Genomic DNA, 17,163 nt, shown 5'->3' with positions numbered 1-17,163 from the left:
GGTGCGCACGGGCTGGGGCGGCGGCTAATTCACGCTGGGCGCGACGGGCACCACGGCGGGCGCTTTCCGGATTGAAACATCCGGGGCCGCCATGGCCCGCACCGTGCTGCGGCCCGTGTCCCGGTGTTCGTTCTGCACCGTGTCGTGGGCCAGCATCTGGTTGGCAATCGTGAGCCAGTGGTCGCCCGGAATCACCGTGCGCGCCAGCGGCAGCAACTCGCGCTCTTCGCGTTCAAGGCGTTCGAGCAGCAGTTCGCAGCATTGTTCGAGCGCCGCCAAACAGCTGGGATTGTCTTCGGCAGCGGCGCACTGGGCGGCCATACGCGCCACGTGCGCGCGCCGGCTCAGCGCGTCGAGTTCGGTCAGTAGCGCAACCGCAGCGGCGCCCCGCCGGTGCAGCACCGGCAGCACGAACTTGTCGAGTTTGCGCCACTGGCACGCGTCGCTGGCCTGGCGCAGCGCCTCGCAGGCCGCTTCGTACTGGTGCGCCGTTGGCGGCTCGCCCCACCAGGCGGCGGGCCGCCAACGGTCGAGAAGCGCCTGCAGGTCGACGCGCGCCCTGGCCTGTTCGACGGACAGCGCCACCAGCGTGTAGGTGGATGTGAGCATGAAGTCTCCTCTCAATGCGCCGCCAGCGCGCATGGCGAGGCCATGCCGGATCGGCTGGGGTAGCGGGTAGCGGGTATCGGGGTAGCCGGCGATGGATTTTGTAGTAATAGCCGGCGACAAGAACTAGGTAGTGTAGAGACAAGGTCCTGGCCAGGTTTGATGTACGTCAAATGCGATTTCACAACAAGAGCGGGGTCAGGCACGACGAATTTCCGTACACAAGATGCTTGCGAGATGGTATTGCACGGCGCGCCACGACGGGTCGCCGGCTGCGTTATAGTAGGCCCCGATTTCGGCTTTCCCAACGGTAGAACCTTCCATGCGGCTGCTGCACACCTCCGACTGGCATCTTGGCCAGACCCTGCACAATTTCGACCGCATCCACGAACATGGGTGCTTCCTCGACTGGCTGGTCGATACCCTGGATCAGGAACGCATCGACGTGCTGCTGATCGCGGGCGATATTTTCGATAACGCCAATCCATCTGCCGCCGCCCATCGCCAGTTGTACCGCTTCCTGCAACGCGCGCGCAGCCGCGCGCCCCATCTGCAGGTGGTGGTCATCGCGGGCAACCACGATTCCGCCGGCCGGCTTGAAGCGCCCACGCCACTGCTGGAGGCCTATGGCACGATTATCGTCGGCAACGTACTGCGCAGCAGCGATGGCGAGGTCGACCTCGACCGGCTGCTGGTGCCGCTGCATGATCACGCCGGCAAGGTCGCGGCGTGGTGCCTGGCCGTGCCGTTCCTGCGCCCCGGCGATGTGCCGCGCCTGCGCGCCGCCGCAGGCGATGCCCCCGCCGCAGGCGACGCCCCCGCCGCCGAGGCAGGGCTGGATCCCTATCTGCAGGGCACGACCCTGCTGTACCGCCAGGCGTATGCGCTTGCGCGTGAGCGCGCCAGCCACGGCCAGGCCATCATCGCCATGGGCCACTGCCATATGGTCGACGGCCAGGCCTCGCTCGACTCCGAGCGCCGCATCGTCATCGGCGGCACCGAGGCGCTGCCCAGCAGCATGTTCGACCCGGGCATCGCCTATGCGGCGCTGGGCCACCTGCACCTGGCCCAGAAGGTTGGCGGGCGTGAAAACGTGCGCTACAGCGGCAGTCCGCTGCCGCTGTCGTTCTCCGAAGTCAATTACCAGCACCAGGTGCTGCGGATCGACCTGGAGGGCGAGCATGCCGTGGCGATCACGCCGCTGTTCGTGCCACGCGCGGTGGCCTTGCTGCGCGTGCCGGCCAAGCCCGCGCCGCTTGACGAGGCACTCGCCGCCCTTGGCGCGCTCGAACTCGATCCCGACCTGCCGCAGCACGCCTGGCCCTTCCTCGAGGTAAGAGTGCTGCTCGATGGCCCGGAACCGGGCTTGCGCGCGCGCATCGAGGAAGTGCTGGCTGGCAAACCCGTGCGCCTGGCGAAGATCGAACCGACCCGCAGGCAGGTGGCCGTCGACGATACGGCGCTCGCGCTGAGCCTGGATCAATTGGCGCAGTTGCAGCCAGACGACGTGTTCCGCCGCCTGTGGCTGCAGAAATACGGCGCCGAGGCGCCGCCAGAACAGATCGCGTCGTTTGCCGAACTGTTCCACGCGGTGGAGGGCGAGCCGCAATGAAGATCCTGCGTATCAGCGGCAAGAACCTCGCTTCGCTGGCGGGCGAGTTCGCCATCGATTTCGAATCCGAACCGCTCGCCTCCGCCGGCCTGTTTGCGATCAGCGGGCCCACGGGTGCCGGCAAAAGCACCCTGCTCGACGCGCTATGCCTGGCGCTGTATGGCGATACGCCGCGCCTGCTGAAACGCTCGAGCACGCGCCTGCCCGATGTTGGCGAAGAAACGGTCACCGCCCAGGATGCCCGTACGCTGCTGCGCCGGGGCGCCGCCGAAGGCTGGGCCGAGGTCGACTTCATGGGCAGCGACGACCGGCGCTACCGCGCCCGATGGGCCGTGCGGCGCGCGCGCAACAAGCCGAACGGGGCTTTGCAGCCGGTCAAGATTTCGCTGAACCGGTTGCCCGAACTGATCCCCGTGGGCGGCACCAACACCGAGGCTGCAGCAGAGATCGTGCAACGCATCGGCCTGTCGTTCGAACAGTTTACGCGCGCGGTACTGCTGGCCCAGAACGAATTCTCGGCGTTCCTCAAGACCGACGAGAACGAGCGCGGCGAGCTGCTCGAAACGCTCACCGGCACGACGATCTACAGCGACATCTCGCGGCGCGCGTTCGAACGCTACAAGGCCGAGCAGGTCCGCACCCAGGTGCTGCAATCGAAACTGGCCAATGCCGCACCGCTGTCGCTAGAAGAGCGCGCACTGCTGGAGAGCGAGCGCGCCAGCGCCGACCTGGCGCGGCAGGCGCTGGACGATCGCCACGCCCTGCTCGAAGGGCAGCTGCGCTGGCATTACGAACAGGACAAGCTCACACGCGGCGAAGCGCAGGCCGAACAGGTACTGGCGACAGCCAACACGCAGCGCGTCGACGCCAGCGAGCGGCGCCAGCGCCTGGCCACGCTCGACGCGATACAGGCGGCGCGGCCCCTGAGCCTGGAAGTACAGCGCCTGGAAGCCGAACGGCGCCAGGCCCACTCGGCCATCGAGAAAGCGCAAGGCCAGCTGGCGGGCGCGCTCGAGGTGCGGCGCACCAGCGTGGCCGAGACCGATGCCGCCACCGCCCAACTGGACGCCGCCGAAGCAGCACTGCGCACCGCCACGCCGCAACTCGACGACGCCAAGGCGCTCGACGCCGCGCTGGCGGCGTTGGCGCCGAACCACGCGGGGGCGCAGTCCGCGCTCGACGCGGCGCGCACGCAGGCGCGTCAGGTTCGCGAGCTGCACCAGGCCAAGTCCGATGCACTGGCACGCGCGCAGCAGGCGCGCGATGGCGCTGCCACCTGGCTGGCGGCCCAATCGCGGCTGGATGCGGTGGCCGGCGTCTGGGGCCAATGGGAGCGCCTGCTGCGCCAGGGCGAAGATGCGCTGGCCGCGCTGGCGGCGGGCAAGGCAGCGGCAGAGGCGATCCAGGCCCAGGCACTGGGCGCTGCCGAGCGCGAAGCGCAGGCCACGAGCGCGCTGGCGGCCAGCAGCGCGCGCGTCGATGCGCTGGAGACGACGCGCCGCGCGGCGATGGCGGCGCTGGCCGGCGTCGATGCCGAGGCCATCGGCGCCGGGCGCCAGGCACTTGACGTGCAACGCGAGCGCCTGACGCAGGCCGAGCGTACCTGGACCGACCTGGCGGCCGCGCGCGCCACGCTGGCAGGCCTGGTGCGCGACGTCGATCGCCTCGAGACGGCGCGCTCAAGCGCCGAACATGGCTTGGCCGAGGCGCGCGCTGGCGCGCCGCTGCTGGAAGCGGCGATGACGCAGGCCGAGCGCTCGCTGGCCGCAGCGGAACTTGCGTGCGCAGCAGATGTCGAACAGTTGCGCGCGAACCTGCAGGCCGACGCGCCCTGCCCTGTCTGCGGCGCCCACGAGCATCCGTATGCGCACCAGGATTCGACACTGAACAATATGCTCGCCGGCCTGCGCGCCCAAGTCGACGGCTGCCGCCTGCGCGTGCGCGACAACGGCGCGCTGCTGGCGCAGCACGCGGCGGCGCTTGGCGCAGCGCACGAGCGCCTCGCAGCGCTGGCGCAAGAGCGCAGCACGCTCGCCACGCGCATTGCCAGCCTCGACGATGCCTGGCACGCCGACCCGCTGGCTGCGGGCGCGCCGCCGGACGACGAACGCGCCGCCTGGTTTGGCGCCCAGCGCAGCGCGCTGCGCGACGCGGCCGCTACCTTGGCCCTGCAAGAGCAACACTGGCGCACCGCCGCTGCCGCCCGCGACGCGGCCCAGCGCGATGTCGACGCTGCCCAGTCCGAGCTGGCGCGCCGGCGCCAGCAGGCGGATGCCGAGCGTGAGGCCGCAGCCCATCTGCAAGCCGCGCTCAAGACCCACACGCTGCGCCAGGAGGCAGCCGACACGCAACTGACTGCGCTGCTGGCCGAGCTCGACGGGCCGCTGGCCGACGCACATGGCGCTGGCTGGCAAGCGGCATGGCGGCGCGATCCGGCCAGCTGGCGGGCGGCGCGCACGCACGAAGCCGCCGCCTGGCGTGAGCAGACCGAAGCACTGGCGCGCGCCAGCGCGGCGATGGCAACGCTGGACGTGGAAACAACGGCGCTGGCTGCGCGCATTCTCGAGCTCGACACCGCCGGCGCGCGCAGTGCGCTCGACTTCGAGCGCATCGACGCCGAATTCACACAGAAACGTACGGCGCGCGGTGCGCTGTGGGCAGGCCGCGCCGCACGCGACGTCGAGCGCGAGCTGAACGCGGCCGTCAGCGGTGCGCGCGAAGCGCTCGCGGCCCGCCAGCTGATGGCAAACCATGCCGCCCAGGGCGAAACCACGGCGCGCACCGCACTGGCCGGCCTGGTCGAGCGCGTGACGCAACTCGACGGGGCCGGCGCGGCTGCCGCGGCCGCCCTGGCCGACTGGCTGGAGGACTACCGCAAGGATGCTGATGGCCTGGACGAGATCGCCAATCTGGATGCGCTGGCCCGCCTGCTACAAGTGGGCGCGGCCTGGCTTGCGCAGGAGCGCACGGCCCTGAACGCGATCGACACCGAGGTCGGCCAGGCCACGGCGATCCTGAACGAGCGCCGCGCCCAGCGTCTGGCGCATCTGGCCTCGGCCCCGCCGGATGGCCAGCCGGTCGAGGCCGTCACTGCGGCGTTCGAGTCCATGGGGGCCGAGCGCCATGCCGCCATCGAAACGTCGACCTCGGCGCGCCTGCGTGTACTGCAGGACGACGAGCGGCGCGCGGCCGCCGCGTCCAGCCTGCGCGAGATCGAGCAGCAGCAGGTGCAGGAGCAGCGCTGGGGCAAGCTGTCGGAGCTGATCGGTTCGAGCGACGGCAAGAAATTTCGCAACTACGCGCAGCAATTCACGCTCGACGTGCTGCTCGGCTATGCCAACGCCCACCTGGCGCAGCTGGCCAAACGCTACCGCCTCGAGCGCGTCAGTTATCAGGGCATGCCGTCACTGGCGCTGATGGTGCGCGACCAGGACATGGGCGGTGAAGTACGCTCGGTCAATTCGCTGTCGGGCGGCGAATCGTTCCTGGTCTCGCTCGCGCTGGCGCTGGGCCTGGCCTCGCTGTCGTCGAACCGGGTGCGGGTCGAGTCGCTGTTCATCGACGAAGGCTTTGGCAGCCTCGATAGCGAAACACTGGGCGTGGCGATGGACGCCCTCGATGCGCTGCAATCGCTGGGCCGCAAGGTGGGCGTGATTTCGCACGTGCAGGAGATGACCGAGCGCATCGCGACGAAGGTGCTGGTGCGCCCGGCAGGTGGCGGCAGCAGCGCGGTGGTGGTTGAATGAAGCGGGTCAGGCAGCATCATGGCACGGTGTAAAATGCCGCCCTCCCTCTCTTTCCAAGCTCCGTGATCATGAAACCTGCCCGTACCCTGACGTTCAAGTGCGCAAAATGCGCCAAGCCGGTCACCGTCTACCTGCAAAAAGTCTCCGCCTGCTCGCACATCCAGCCTTACCAGGGCATCTGCGCCTGCGGTGAAGTCAAGCGCCACGCCACCGGCAATGCCGACGCCGTTGCGTCCTACCTCGCCTCGAGCGACGGCAACTGGAACCACCATCACTAATATCACCAATCATAGGGATCAAGCGATGGCACGCATCGAATGGATCGAGGACGGCGCCGAACGCTCGGCCGTCTGGCGCTCGGAAAGCGGCTGGCCCGCGCCAAAGAAGGTGGTGCTGGCCGACGACACGATGAGCGCCGACGCCGCGTACCGGCTGGCGCTGGACGGCACGGCCTTGCTGTGGCGCGGCGACTTCCAGAACGCGCGCCAGCTGGTGCAGGCGCTCGCGCGCCGGATCGACCACAAGGGCGAGCGTCCACGCCGCGCCAAGGCCGGCAAGGCAGCGCCCACGCCGCTCGAGGCCTTCCACCGCCATCGCCTCTCACAATTGCAGCGTGCCCGCACGCTGGCGATGCTGGTGCTGCCATTCGAGGCCGACCACGGCATTCTTCTGCGCCGCGCTCCCGCTGCGCAGCAGGCCTGCCTGGAAGCCTACGGCCCGGTCGATGCGCCGTATGTCGCTTCGCTGCGCGAGCTGCTGGGCGTGATCGGCGCCCACGAATGGCGCAGCAAGGGCGTCATGATTCCCGCGCTGAATGACCGCATCCATCCGTGGTACGGCGTGTTCTCGCCCGTGCGCGGCGAATACGTCGAGCTGGTCGCGCAGGCGCCGCTGCCTGCCGGCGCGCAGCGCGCGTTCGACATCGGCGCCGGCACCGGCGTACTGTCGGCGGTGCTGGCGCGGCGCGGCCTAGAGGTACTGGCCACCGAGGTCGACCTGCGGGCGCTGGGCTGCGCGCAAGAAAACATCGAGCGTCTGGGTCTGGCTTCACAGGTCGAGGTCGTGCAGACCGACCTGTTCCCGGAAGGCCGCGCACCGCTGGTGGTCTGCAATCCCCCCTGGCTGCCGGGTAAACCGAGTTCGGCGATCGAATACGCGATCTACGATCCCGACAGCCGCATGCTGCGCGCGTTCCTGGCGGGCCTGGGTGCGCATCTGGATGCCGGTGGTGAAGGCTGGCTGATCATGTCGGACTTTGCCGAACACCTGGGCCTGCGCAGCCGCGACCAGTTACTGGCATGGATTGCCGCGGGCGGGCTGGAAGTGATCGAACGCCACGACACGCGGCCCGTGCACCCGCGCGCGACCGATGCCGACGATCCGCTGCACGCGGCGCGCTCGCAGGAAGTCACGTCGCTGTGGCGCCTGCGCAGCAGCGCTGGCTAAGGGATTTGACACCTGCGCAATGCATGCATTGCATATTGCTGCGCAGCGCGCTATAATTGCGCTGCGGGGTGGAGCAGTCTGGCAGCTCGTCGGGCTCATAACCCGAAGGTCACAGGTTCAAATCCTGTCCCCGCAACCAATTCAATACAAAAGCCCGACTCACAGAGCCGGGCTTTTGTTTTCTATGGCAACAAAATGCAACCTCGAAGGCAGAGGATGAGAGACAAGAAAGACCACGCAACGTTCGATCTGCCTGGTTTCGCGCCGGCGGCGCCGCTCGATACGGTCACCGAACCCAAACGCACCGGCCCTCGTCCCCGCCGCAGCTCGCTCAAGCAAGAACAACTCTGCCTGATCGATGAAACCGACAACTCCGGCCTGCCTGTCTGGCGCCGCGACGACAAGCTCGACCTGACCGGCCTGCCGGTCTGGGCGCCCGATCCCCAATAGTGTCGGCCCTGCCGGCTGGAGGCTTCCATGCAATCCGATTCATTCAACTCGCTGGCCCTCACGCCGCAATTTCTCGCCAATCTGACCACCCTCGGTTACGACCACATGACGCAGGTGCAGGCCGAGACGCTGCCGTCCGTCCTGGCGGGCAGCGACCTGATCGCCCAGGCCAAGACGGGCAGCGGCAAGACCGCCGCGTTCGGCATCGGCATTCTGCACAAGCTCAATCCGGCCTGGTTCGCGATCCAGGGCCTGGTGCTGTGCCCGACGCGCGAACTGGCTGACCAGGTCGCCGGCGAACTGCGCCGGTTGGCACGCGGCGTGGGCAACGTCAAGATTCTGACGCTGACCGGTGGCGTGTCGATGCGCCCGCAAATCGCGTCGCTCGAACACGGCGCGCACATCGTCGTGGGCACGCCGGGCCGCATTCGCGACCACCTGGGCCGCGCGACGCTCGACCTGGCCAACGTGCAGACGCTGGTGCTGGACGAAGCCGATCGCATGACCGACATGGGCTTTTACGACGAGATCGCGGGCATCGTGTCGGCCACGCCGAAACATCGCCAAACGCTGCTGTTCTCGGCCACCTACCCGGACGATATCCGGTTTGCCACGCAAGGCTTCCTGCGCGATCCGCTGGAAGTGAAGGTCGAGGGCAAGCACAGCTTCGAGCAGATCGACCAGCGCTTTTATGAGATCGGCTTTGAAGGTCGCGAAGATGCGGTCGGCCGCTTGCTGCGGCATCACCGTCCGGTGTCCGCCCTCGCCTTCTGCAACACCAAGGCGCGCTGCCGCGAACTGGCCGATGCGCTGCAGGCGCAAGGCTTTTCGGCGCGTGCGCTGTATGGCGAACTCGAACAGAGTGAGCGCGATGAAATCCTGGTGCTGTTCGCCAACCGCAGCTGTTCGGTGCTGGTGGCCACCGACGTCGCCGCGCGCGGCCTGGATATCGCCGACCTTGGCACCGTGATCAATGTCGACGTGTCGAAAGATCCCGAGATCCACGTGCACCGCATCGGCCGCACCGGCCGCGCGGGCGGCAGCGGCATGGCGCACACCTTGTGCGCGCCGAACGAAAAGAAATGGGTCGCCCTGATCGAACAGTACCAGGACCAGCCGGCCGTCTGGGACAGCCTCGCTGCGCTGGGTGACGACGCCGAACCGGCCGCACCGGCACCGATGGTGACGCTGGTAATCGCCGGCGGCAAGAAGGCCAAGTTGCGTCCGGGCGACCTGCTCGGCGCGCTGACGGGTGACGCCGGCCTGACAAAAGACCAGGTTGGCAAAATCAATATCGGTGAATTCAGCAGCTATGTCGCGCTCGAGCGCAGCGTGGCGCAGGCAGCGGTCAAGCGCCTGGCCGAAGGCGATGCGCCGGGCCCGGGTTTTGGCGTCATCAAGGGCCGCTGGTTCAAGATGCGCTTTCTCGACGCTTGATTGTTGCGCGGCAGTGCCCCTGCCGCGCATCTGCCGCGCACGCTTAAGATGGGGGTACCGTCTTCCCCACAAATCTGGCATTATTTACAATAAATAAACATTCGTTCGGCCCGTTCACGCGGCGACCGGCAAGGTGCCATGAATCCCAGCACGCCCCCGCAGCAACTCGACGGCCGCACGGTCCGCGAGATCGTCGAGTACAACCACGAGATGGTCAGTGAGCCATGGTGCCGCCGCATCATCCGCCAGGTGCTGCAATCGCTCGAAGTCCAGTACGGCATGAACGTGCCGCACCGCCGCATCACGCCCGACAGCCTGCAGATCCTCGACGCCGGCGACCCGATGCTGGTGCCAGGGTATAGCGAGTTGCCGGACACGGCCGTGCCCGCAGACTACGAAGCGCGCGACCTGTACGATCTGGCCGCCGTGATGCATTACGCAATTTCGCAGGAACTGGCGCCAGTTGTGCTGCTGCGTACGCTGGGCCTGACTGAGTACAGCGAAAGTTTCTTGGCGGCGCTCGACCGCTGCCTGTCGCCCGATCCGGCAGTGCGTCCACAAACCATCGAGCAGATGCGTGGCCTGCTGGGCATCACCGTGCTGGCGCCAAAAGCGGCCATCTCGCTGCCGCCGATCGACGATGAGCCGGTGATTGCGCCCGTGGTGCCCACCGCGTCGCCGCTGGCCGGCGTACTCGGACACGGCGTGACTGCGCCGGTACCCGTGCCGACGCCCGAGCCGGTCCGCATTCCCGACACCGTGGCGGCGTCAAAGCCAGCACCGGCTACTACGCAATCCTCCGGCCCGCTCCCGATGCGCGCCGCCGCCAATGCATCGACGCCGATGACGCCCGCGCCGGCCCGGGTCGTTGCCCGACGCGACAAACCACGCTCGCCGCTCTTCATCGGCGCCATCGTCGTGATCCTGGTCGCGCTGGCAGCCTTGTTCGCATTAACACGCCAGGCCGACACCAGCGCCACGAATGACATGGCCACACTGCCGGCGACGCCCGAGGCGCCCGTGCCAGCAGCCGCGCCGGCGCCTCTCGTCACGCTCGTTGAAGAACCGGCACGGCCCGATGGCACCGTCATCGACGCAACCGAACCACGCACGGCCACGACCACCCCGCCCCCAGCGAAACCCGACGTCGCCGTGCCGCCCACCGCAGTGCGCCTGGCGCCGCAAGGCACGCCGCCCGAGGCCGCCGTGGCCGGGACCACCTATAAGCTCCAGATCCAGCCGTGGGGCACGATCGTCGTCGATGGCGTCGAGCGCGGTGCGACGCCGCCGCTGAAACACATCACGCTGCCGCCGGGCGAGCATACGATCCGCATCGTCAACCCGGGTTTTCCCGAGCACACCGTGACCGTGCAGTCGGTCGAAGGCCAGAGCGGCACGATCGAACTTGATTTCACCGAGGAGACAAAGCCTTGAGTACCCGTTTCATACAACACCTGGCGACTGCGACGCTGATCGCCATGATGGCGACGGGCTGCGCCGAATTCGGCCCGGCACTGGGCGGCAAGGAAGCAGCGCGCGCCCACCCACGTGCCGACGACGCGCGCCCGCGCGCCGAACGCGCCCAGCGCGCAGACCGCACGAACCGGCCGGCCGCGGGCACGGTCGACCGCAGCGACGTCGCACTGCGCGAAGGCATCGCACTGTACAACGACGGCGATTACAACGGCGCGATCCGGCGCTTGAGCAGCGCCGACATGAAAAGCGGCACCCCGCGTGAACGCCTGTCGGCCGCCAAATACACGGCGTTCAGCTATTGCGTGAGCGGGCGTCAGGCGCTGTGCCGGGAAACATTCGACAATGCCTTCCGCCTTGATGCCGGTTTTGATCTGAGCCCGGGCGAACATGGCCACCCGCTGTGGGGCCCCGTCTTCGCCCAGGCCAAGGGCGCTGCGCGCCGCTGATGGCTGATGTGCTGATACCTCAGACGCCGATGCTTGCCCGGTAGGTGGGTGCGCGACGGCGCCGGCTGGCCTGCTCGTAGGCGTAGGCCATCCCGATCAGCGCCGGCTCGCTCCACGCCGTGCCGACAAACGACAACCCGACCGGCAAGCCGTGAATGAACCCTGCCGGCACCGTGATGTGGGGATAGCCGGCCACCGCCGCCGGTGACGAAAAACTCCCGCCGTAATGGTCGCCGTTGACGGTGTCGGTCAGCCACGCTGGCCCCCCGGTCGGCGCCACCAGCGCGTCGAGCTTGTAGGCGCGCAGCACCTGATCGATCCCCTTGTCGCGCGAATAGCGTTGGTTGTTCGCCAGCGCCTTGATGTAGTCGCGCGCCTGCAGGCCGCCCGCTGCCTGCGCCGCGATCAGGTGTTCCTGACCGAAGAACGGCATTTCGCGCGCGGCATTGCGCAGGTTGAACGCAATGATGTCGGCCATGGTCTTGACCGGCGCATGCGGCGCGTACGCCGCCAGCCACGCTTCGAGATCGGGCCGGAACTCATGCAGCAGCACGGTCAGTTCGGATGCACCGTACTTGTCGGTGTTGGGCACCGTGACATCCACCAGCACCGCGCCCTGCGCCCTGAGCACGCCCAGTTCCTTGTCGATCAGTGCATTGACACGGTCGTTGCCGCCAAAAAAGTCGCGCGCGACGCCAATGCGCTTGCCGCGCAAGCCATCCTTGCGCAGCGCGTTCGCATAGTTGATGGCAGGCGCACGCGCCGTCGCGCCGTCCTGCGGATCGGCGCCGGCCAGCGCCGCCAGCAGCAGCGCCGCGTCGGCCACGCTGCGCGTCATCGGCCCGGCCGTGTCCTGCGAATGCGCAATGGGAATGATGCCGCTGCGGCTGACGAGACCAAGGGTTGGCTTGATGCCGACGATGCCGCACGTCGATGCAGGCGAGACGATGGAGCCATCCGTTTCGGTGCCGACGGCCAGTGTGGCCAGGCTGGCCGCGATCGCCGAGGCCGAGCCGGAACTCGAGCCACTGGTGTTGCGGTCGAGCGCATACGGATTGCGCGTCAGCCCGCCGCGCCCGCTCCAGCCGCTGGTGGAACGGGTCGAGCGCATGTTCGCCCACTCCGACAAATTGGTCTTGCCGAGGATGACGGCGCCGGCGTTGCGCAGGAGGGCCACGATGTGGGCGTCGCGCCGGGCCTTGACGCCGTCCAGCGCCAGCGAGCCGGCCGTCGTGCTCATCTTGTCGGCAGTGGCGATATTGTCCTTCAGCAGGATGGGTATGCCATGGAGCGGGCCGCGCAGCTTGCCGGCCTTGCGTTCGCGGTCGCGCTCGCGGGCGATCTCGAGTGCGTCGGGATTGGTTTCGATGACCGAGCGCAGCCGTGGACCGGCGCGATCGATGGCCGCGATGCGGGCCAGGTAGCGCGAGGCCAGCTCATGCGCCGTCAGCTTGCCGGCTCGCATGGCCTGCCCCTGGGCGTGGACACCGGCGTCGAGGATGGCTGCCGGCGCCGTTTTCGATGGCGCGGCATGCGCCAACACGCTCGTACCCGCAACCGCGCCAGATACTGTCCCGGCCACGCCCATTCGTACAAAATCCCTGCGCTCCATGCCTGTATGCTCCGTCAAATGGCCAAGCAATAGCATAGCAGCAACTTGACGGATAGACTGCTGCGCTGTGATAGGCGAAACAACTTACAGATGCGCCGATCATATATTGGACAAATCCAGCGCCAACCGTCACCCTGAGCTAATCATTGTTTTTTGCATTATTCTGGGAGATTGCCATGCCGACTTACCGTTCACACACCACGACCCAGGGCCGCAATATGGCAGGCGCCCGCGCCCTATGGCGCGCCACCGGCATGAAAGATGGCGACTTCGACAAGCCGATCATCGCCGTGGTGAACTCGTTCACCCAGTTCGTGCCGGGCCACGTTCACCTGAAAGACCTGGGCCAGATGGTCGCGCGCGAAATCGAAGCGGCCGGCGGCGTGGCCAAGGAATTCAACACCATCGCCGTCGACGATGGCATCGCGATGGGCCATGGCGGCATGCTGTATTCGCTGCCCTCGCGCGACCTGATCGCCGACTCGGTCGAATACATGGTCAACGCGCACTGCGCCGACGCGATGGTCTGCATCTCGAACTGCGACAAGATCACGCCGGGGATGCTGATGGCCGCGATGCGCCTGAACATTCCGACCGTGTTCGTCTCGGGCGGTCCGATGGAAGCCGGCAAGGTCATCAAGGTGGTCAATAACGAACGCAAGGTCATCAAGCTCGACCTGATCGACGCGATGATCAAGGCCGGCGACGCGTCCGTGTCGGACGCCGACGTGGCCGAGATCGAGCGCGCCGCTTGTCCGACCTGCGGTTCGTGCTCGGGCATGTTCACGGCCAACTCGATGAATTGCCTGACCGAGGCACTGGGCCTGGCCCTGCCGGGCAATGGCACGATCGTCGCGACCCACGCCGACCGCAAGGAACTGTTCCTGCGCGCCGGCCGCCTGATCGTCGAGACCGCCAAGCGGCACTACGAGGGCGACGACTATACGGTGCTGCCGCGCTCGATCGCGACCAAGGCCGCGTTCGAGAACGCGATGGCGCTCGACGTGTCGATGGGCGGCTCGACCAACACCGTGCTGCACCTGCTGGCCGCAGCGCACGAAGCCGAAGTCGACTTCACGATGGCCGACATCGACCGCATCTCGCGTCTGGTGCCCTGCCTGTGCAAGGTGGCGCCAATGACCGACAAATACCACATCGAAGACGTGCACCGCGCAGGCGGCATCTTCTCGATCCTGGGCGAACTGGCGCGCGCCGGCCTGTTCGACACGTCGCTGCCAACGATCCACAGCCCGACGATGGCTGCGGCCATTGAAAAGTACGACATTGCGGTCAGCACCGACGCCGCCGTGCACCAGTGGTTCCGCGCAGCGCCGGGCGGCGTGCAGACCCAGGTGGCGTTCTCGCAATCCGAACGCTATGAGAAGAACGACCTCGACCGCGCCATGGGCTGCATCCGCGACCGCGAACACGCGTATTCGAAGGATGGCGGTTTGGCGGTCTTGTACGGCAACATCGCCGAAAAAGGCTGCATCGTGAAAACGGCCGGCGTGGACGAGAGCATCCTCAAATTCTCCGGCAAGGCGCGTGTGTTCGAGAGCCAGGATGCGGCGGTCGAAGCGATCCTGGGCGACAACGTGGTGGCAGGCGACGTCGTCATCATCCGCTACGAAGGCCCGAAAGGTGGGCCTGGCATGCAGGAGATGCTGTACCCGACGTCGTACATCAAGTCCAAGGGCCTGGGCAAGGCCTGTGCACTGTTTACCGATGGCCGTTTTTCGGGCGGCTCGTCCGGACTGGTGATCGGGCATGCGTCGCCGGAGGCCGCTGAAGGCGGCGCGATCGGGCTGGTGCAGGAAGGCGATATGGTCGACATCGACATCCCCGAGCGCACCATCAACCTGCGCGTGACGACCGAGGAACTGGCGCACCGCCGCGCAGCGATGGACGCGCTGGGCCCAGACGCGTGGTTGCCGCTGGGGCGCGAGCGTTACGTGTCGCAAGCGCTGCAGGCGTATGCGGCGCTGACCACGTCGGCCGATCGCGGCGCGGTGCGGGATCTGACGCAGCTGCGCCGCAAGTAGGGTCGGCTTGAACTGCTGCCTGTAGGGTGGACGGCTACGCCGTCCACGCGTTCAATCAAGCTCACCGAACCACGCGATATAACACAACGCCGGTTTGGTTTGAACGCGTGGACGGCTACGCCGTCCACCCTACCTCACCGCATCATCCGATGTGGCACGTATTGGTTTAAACGCGCCCATAAAAAAAACGCTGCCGAGGCAGCGTTTTTTTATGGGGAAAACCGTGCTTAGTTACGCACGACTTTCTTGTACTCGTTGGTACGGGTGTCGATTTCGATCATGTCGTCGCCGCTGACGAACAACGGCACCATCACGGTGTGCTGCTTGCCTTCGATGGCGTTTTCGATCTTGGCTTCTTTCAGGACGTTGCCCGACGTGTTGCCCTTGACTGCTGGCTCCGAGTACACGATCTGGCGTGCGATCGTGGTTGGCAGTTCGACCGAGATGGCCTTGCCGTCATAGAACACGGCTTCGCATTCCATGCCGTCTTTCAGGTAGAACAGGGCGTCGCCCAGGTTCTCTTCTTCGATTTCGAACTGTTCGTAGTCGGCGTCCATGAAGACGTACAGCGGATCAGCGAAGTACGAATAGGTCACTGGCTTCTTGTCCAGCACGACGACGTCGAACTTGTCATCGCCACGGAACACGTTTTCCAGCGGTGCATTGGTCAGAAGATTCTTCATCTTCCACTTGTAGGTGAAGCCCGTGCGGCTTGAGCCGTTGACGTCGGAACGCAGCACGATGAACGGCTTTTCATCAACCATGATGATGTTGCCAACACGAATTTCTTTTGCGGGTTTCATAGATATTTTACGTAAAAAGATAGTTGCATTAAATCATCGCCGGCTGGTGGGCCCAAGGCCCCGGACCTGCGTTTGATCGTCGGAATCCGTTAGAAACTAACCGGGCATTATACGCGGTTTTCCTGGGCAAACCGCAGATCGCGCACGAAATCGAGCAGTTGCGTAACCAGATCCCCCTGCGCAAGCACCGACTCGCGCCAGGCATCGGCCTGCGCCGCGATGGCGGGCAACGCGCTGTCCAGTGCATTCCAGGCGGCATCGTGGTCATCCATCGTCTGTGCACCATTCCAGCCGAGCATGTACGCCGTCAGTGCCGGCGCCTGTCGTGCATAGAGCGCGAGGAACGCGCGCAGCTTCTTGTGGTGCAGATTCTCGTCCTGCGGATAGATGTGCCAGACGAACGGGCGACCGGCCCATTGCGCCCGCACCCATGAGTCTTCGCCACGCACGAAATTGACGTCGCAAGCCCACAGTAACAGGTCGTAGTCGGCCTGGGGCAGGAAGGGCAGCACCCGCACGGTCAACCGGCCATGGTTCGCGCTCGCGCCTGCCACTGGCGCGGCGCCCAGGAACGCAGCGACCTGTTCCGGCGCCACGCCTTCCGGCACCAGGCACACCGTGGGCGTGGTGCTGCGGCGCCACGTCTCGAACAGCGCAGTGACCGGCGCATCCGGGTAGCAAAACAGCGATACCTTGCGCCCCGCCGCCGCGGTCGTGGTCACGCCGAAGCGGCCCAGGAAGGCCGTCACCGCAGCCGGATCGTGCTGAAACGCATGACGGCGCGCCTCCAACCCCGCTTCGTGCAGCAACCCGCCGGTGCGCGCATTAAAGCCCGGGAAATAGAAATACTTGGTCAACCGCAGGCGCGGCTGCATCGACGGCAGGCGGTGGCACCCCTCGACCCAGTCCTCGGCCGTCAAGCCCTCGTAGTTCAGCCATACCGGGCGCGGCGTGCGGGCGGCCATCGCCTGTTGATAGTCCGGCGGCAACTCGCAACCGAAGAACTCGATGACGACGTCGGGCATGTCGCGCGGATCGAATTGGCCATCCTGATCCTGCCAGTGGCGCACTGTCACGCCAAGTATCACTTGCTGCGCAGCCGCCGGATCGACCTCGGGACAGATGCGCCGGAAACTGACCAGGTCATCGACCCACAGCGTGACTGCCACCCCATGCTCGAGGCACAGCTGGCGCGCCAGGCGCCAGCAGATGCCAATGTCGCCATAGTTATCGATGACCTTGCAGAAAATCGCCAGCGACGGCGCTGAGAAAGACAGGGACATGGGTTCGTGCAGCGCCGTGACGCGCGAATGCGGGGGTCGTCATTCTACCCCGAATTTACATGGTGATTTTTCTCAAGCCCCAGTGCGCTTTGCAAAGAAAATTGGGCCTTTCTGACGCGCGTCTGCGCTAGCGCAAGGCGCGATTTTAAGGTGGGCCGCATCGCCATAACGTCAAAACTTCACCGCCAGCCACCGGTCGAACGC

General features: G+C 66.6%; 13 protein-coding genes and 1 tRNA gene. 10 read left to right on the top strand and 4 right to left on the bottom strand.

The genetic code is table 11. The features are described 5' to 3' along the window. Positions 1-24: 24 nt before the first annotated feature. Positions 25-609 carry a hypothetical protein gene (locus tag RCH14_RS07455; RefSeq protein WP_343025497.1) on the bottom strand — a complete coding sequence of 195 codons (585 nt, stop codon included), beginning with the start codon at positions 607-609 and terminating at the stop codon, positions 25-27. A gap of 319 nt (positions 610-928) precedes the next feature. On the opposite strand from RCH14_RS07455, the gene RCH14_RS07450 reads away from it, so the two are divergent. The 9 genes from RCH14_RS07450 (at position 929) to RCH14_RS07410 (ending at position 11,219) form a co-directional block, all read left to right on the top strand. Beyond that, the gene (locus RCH14_RS07450; RefSeq protein WP_343025496.1) at positions 929-2,218 is read left to right on the top strand and encodes an exonuclease SbcCD subunit D C-terminal domain-containing protein; all 1,290 of its coding nucleotides are present in this window, start codon (positions 929-931) and stop codon (positions 2,216-2,218) included. After that, a complete protein-coding gene (locus tag RCH14_RS07445; protein ID WP_343025495.1) occupies positions 2,215-5,964 on the top strand; it encodes an AAA family ATPase in 3,750 nt (1,249 codons plus the stop codon). The genes RCH14_RS07450 and RCH14_RS07445 overlap by 4 nt, the downstream gene beginning before the upstream one ends. 68 nt (positions 5,965-6,032) lie before the next feature. Then, entirely contained in the window at positions 6,033-6,242 is a 210-nt protein-coding gene (locus RCH14_RS07440; RefSeq protein WP_343025494.1) for a hypothetical protein, read from the top strand. Between the two features lie 25 nt (positions 6,243-6,267). Beyond that, positions 6,268-7,410, top strand: coding sequence for a class I SAM-dependent methyltransferase (locus tag RCH14_RS07435; protein WP_343025493.1), 1,143 nt, complete (start codon positions 6,268-6,270; stop codon positions 7,408-7,410). Between the two features lie 62 nt (positions 7,411-7,472). Continuing rightward, positions 7,473-7,549, top strand: a tRNA-Met gene (locus tag RCH14_RS07430). A 77-nt stretch (positions 7,550-7,626) separates the two neighbouring features. Beyond that, entirely contained in the window at positions 7,627-7,860 is a 234-nt protein-coding gene (locus RCH14_RS07425) for a hypothetical protein (protein WP_343025492.1), read from the top strand. Positions 7,861-7,887: 27 nt separating this feature from the next. Then, a complete protein-coding gene (gene dbpA / locus RCH14_RS07420) occupies positions 7,888-9,297 on the top strand; it encodes an ATP-dependent RNA helicase DbpA (protein ID WP_343025491.1) in 1,410 nt (469 codons plus the stop codon). A gap of 138 nt (positions 9,298-9,435) precedes the next feature. After that, complete coding sequence (locus tag RCH14_RS07415) at positions 9,436-10,731, top strand: PEGA domain-containing protein (protein ID WP_343025490.1); 1,296 nt, start codon at positions 9,436-9,438, stop codon at positions 10,729-10,731. Beyond that, positions 10,728-11,219 (top strand): TssQ family T6SS-associated lipoprotein, encoded by a 492-nt coding sequence (locus RCH14_RS07410; protein ID WP_343025489.1) that lies wholly within the window; start codon positions 10,728-10,730, stop codon positions 11,217-11,219. The genes RCH14_RS07415 and RCH14_RS07410 overlap by 4 nt, the downstream gene beginning before the upstream one ends. Positions 11,220-11,238: 19 nt before the next feature. Here the strand turns inward: RCH14_RS07410 and RCH14_RS07405 are convergent, their stop codons facing one another. Beyond that, on the bottom strand, positions 11,239-12,831 hold the full coding sequence (locus tag RCH14_RS07405; protein ID WP_343025488.1) for an amidase: 1,593 nt from the start codon (positions 12,829-12,831) through the stop codon (positions 11,239-11,241). 176 nt (positions 12,832-13,007) lie between these two features. Here RCH14_RS07405 and ilvD point away from each other — a divergent pair, with 176 nt between their 5' ends. After that, positions 13,008-14,873, top strand: coding sequence for a dihydroxy-acid dehydratase (ilvD, locus tag RCH14_RS07400; protein WP_343025487.1), 1,866 nt, complete (start codon positions 13,008-13,010; stop codon positions 14,871-14,873). A gap of 227 nt (positions 14,874-15,100) precedes the next feature. Here the strand turns inward: ilvD and RCH14_RS07395 are convergent, their stop codons facing one another. Together RCH14_RS07395 and earP are read right to left on the bottom strand one after the other, a co-directional pair. Then, on the bottom strand, positions 15,101-15,676 hold the full coding sequence (locus tag RCH14_RS07395) for an elongation factor P (protein WP_343025486.1): 576 nt from the start codon (positions 15,674-15,676) through the stop codon (positions 15,101-15,103). Between the two features lie 107 nt (positions 15,677-15,783). After that, complete coding sequence (gene earP, locus RCH14_RS07390) at positions 15,784-16,959, bottom strand: elongation factor P maturation arginine rhamnosyltransferase EarP (RefSeq protein WP_343025485.1); 1,176 nt, start codon at positions 16,957-16,959, stop codon at positions 15,784-15,786. Between the last annotated feature and the right edge of the window lie 204 nt (positions 16,960-17,163).

It is taken from the genome of Massilia sp. MP_M2, from assembly GCF_039123635.1.
GTDB lineage: Bacteria > Pseudomonadota > Gammaproteobacteria > Burkholderiales > Burkholderiaceae_D > Telluria.
This window is presented reverse-complemented; position numbering and strand designations above follow the sequence as displayed.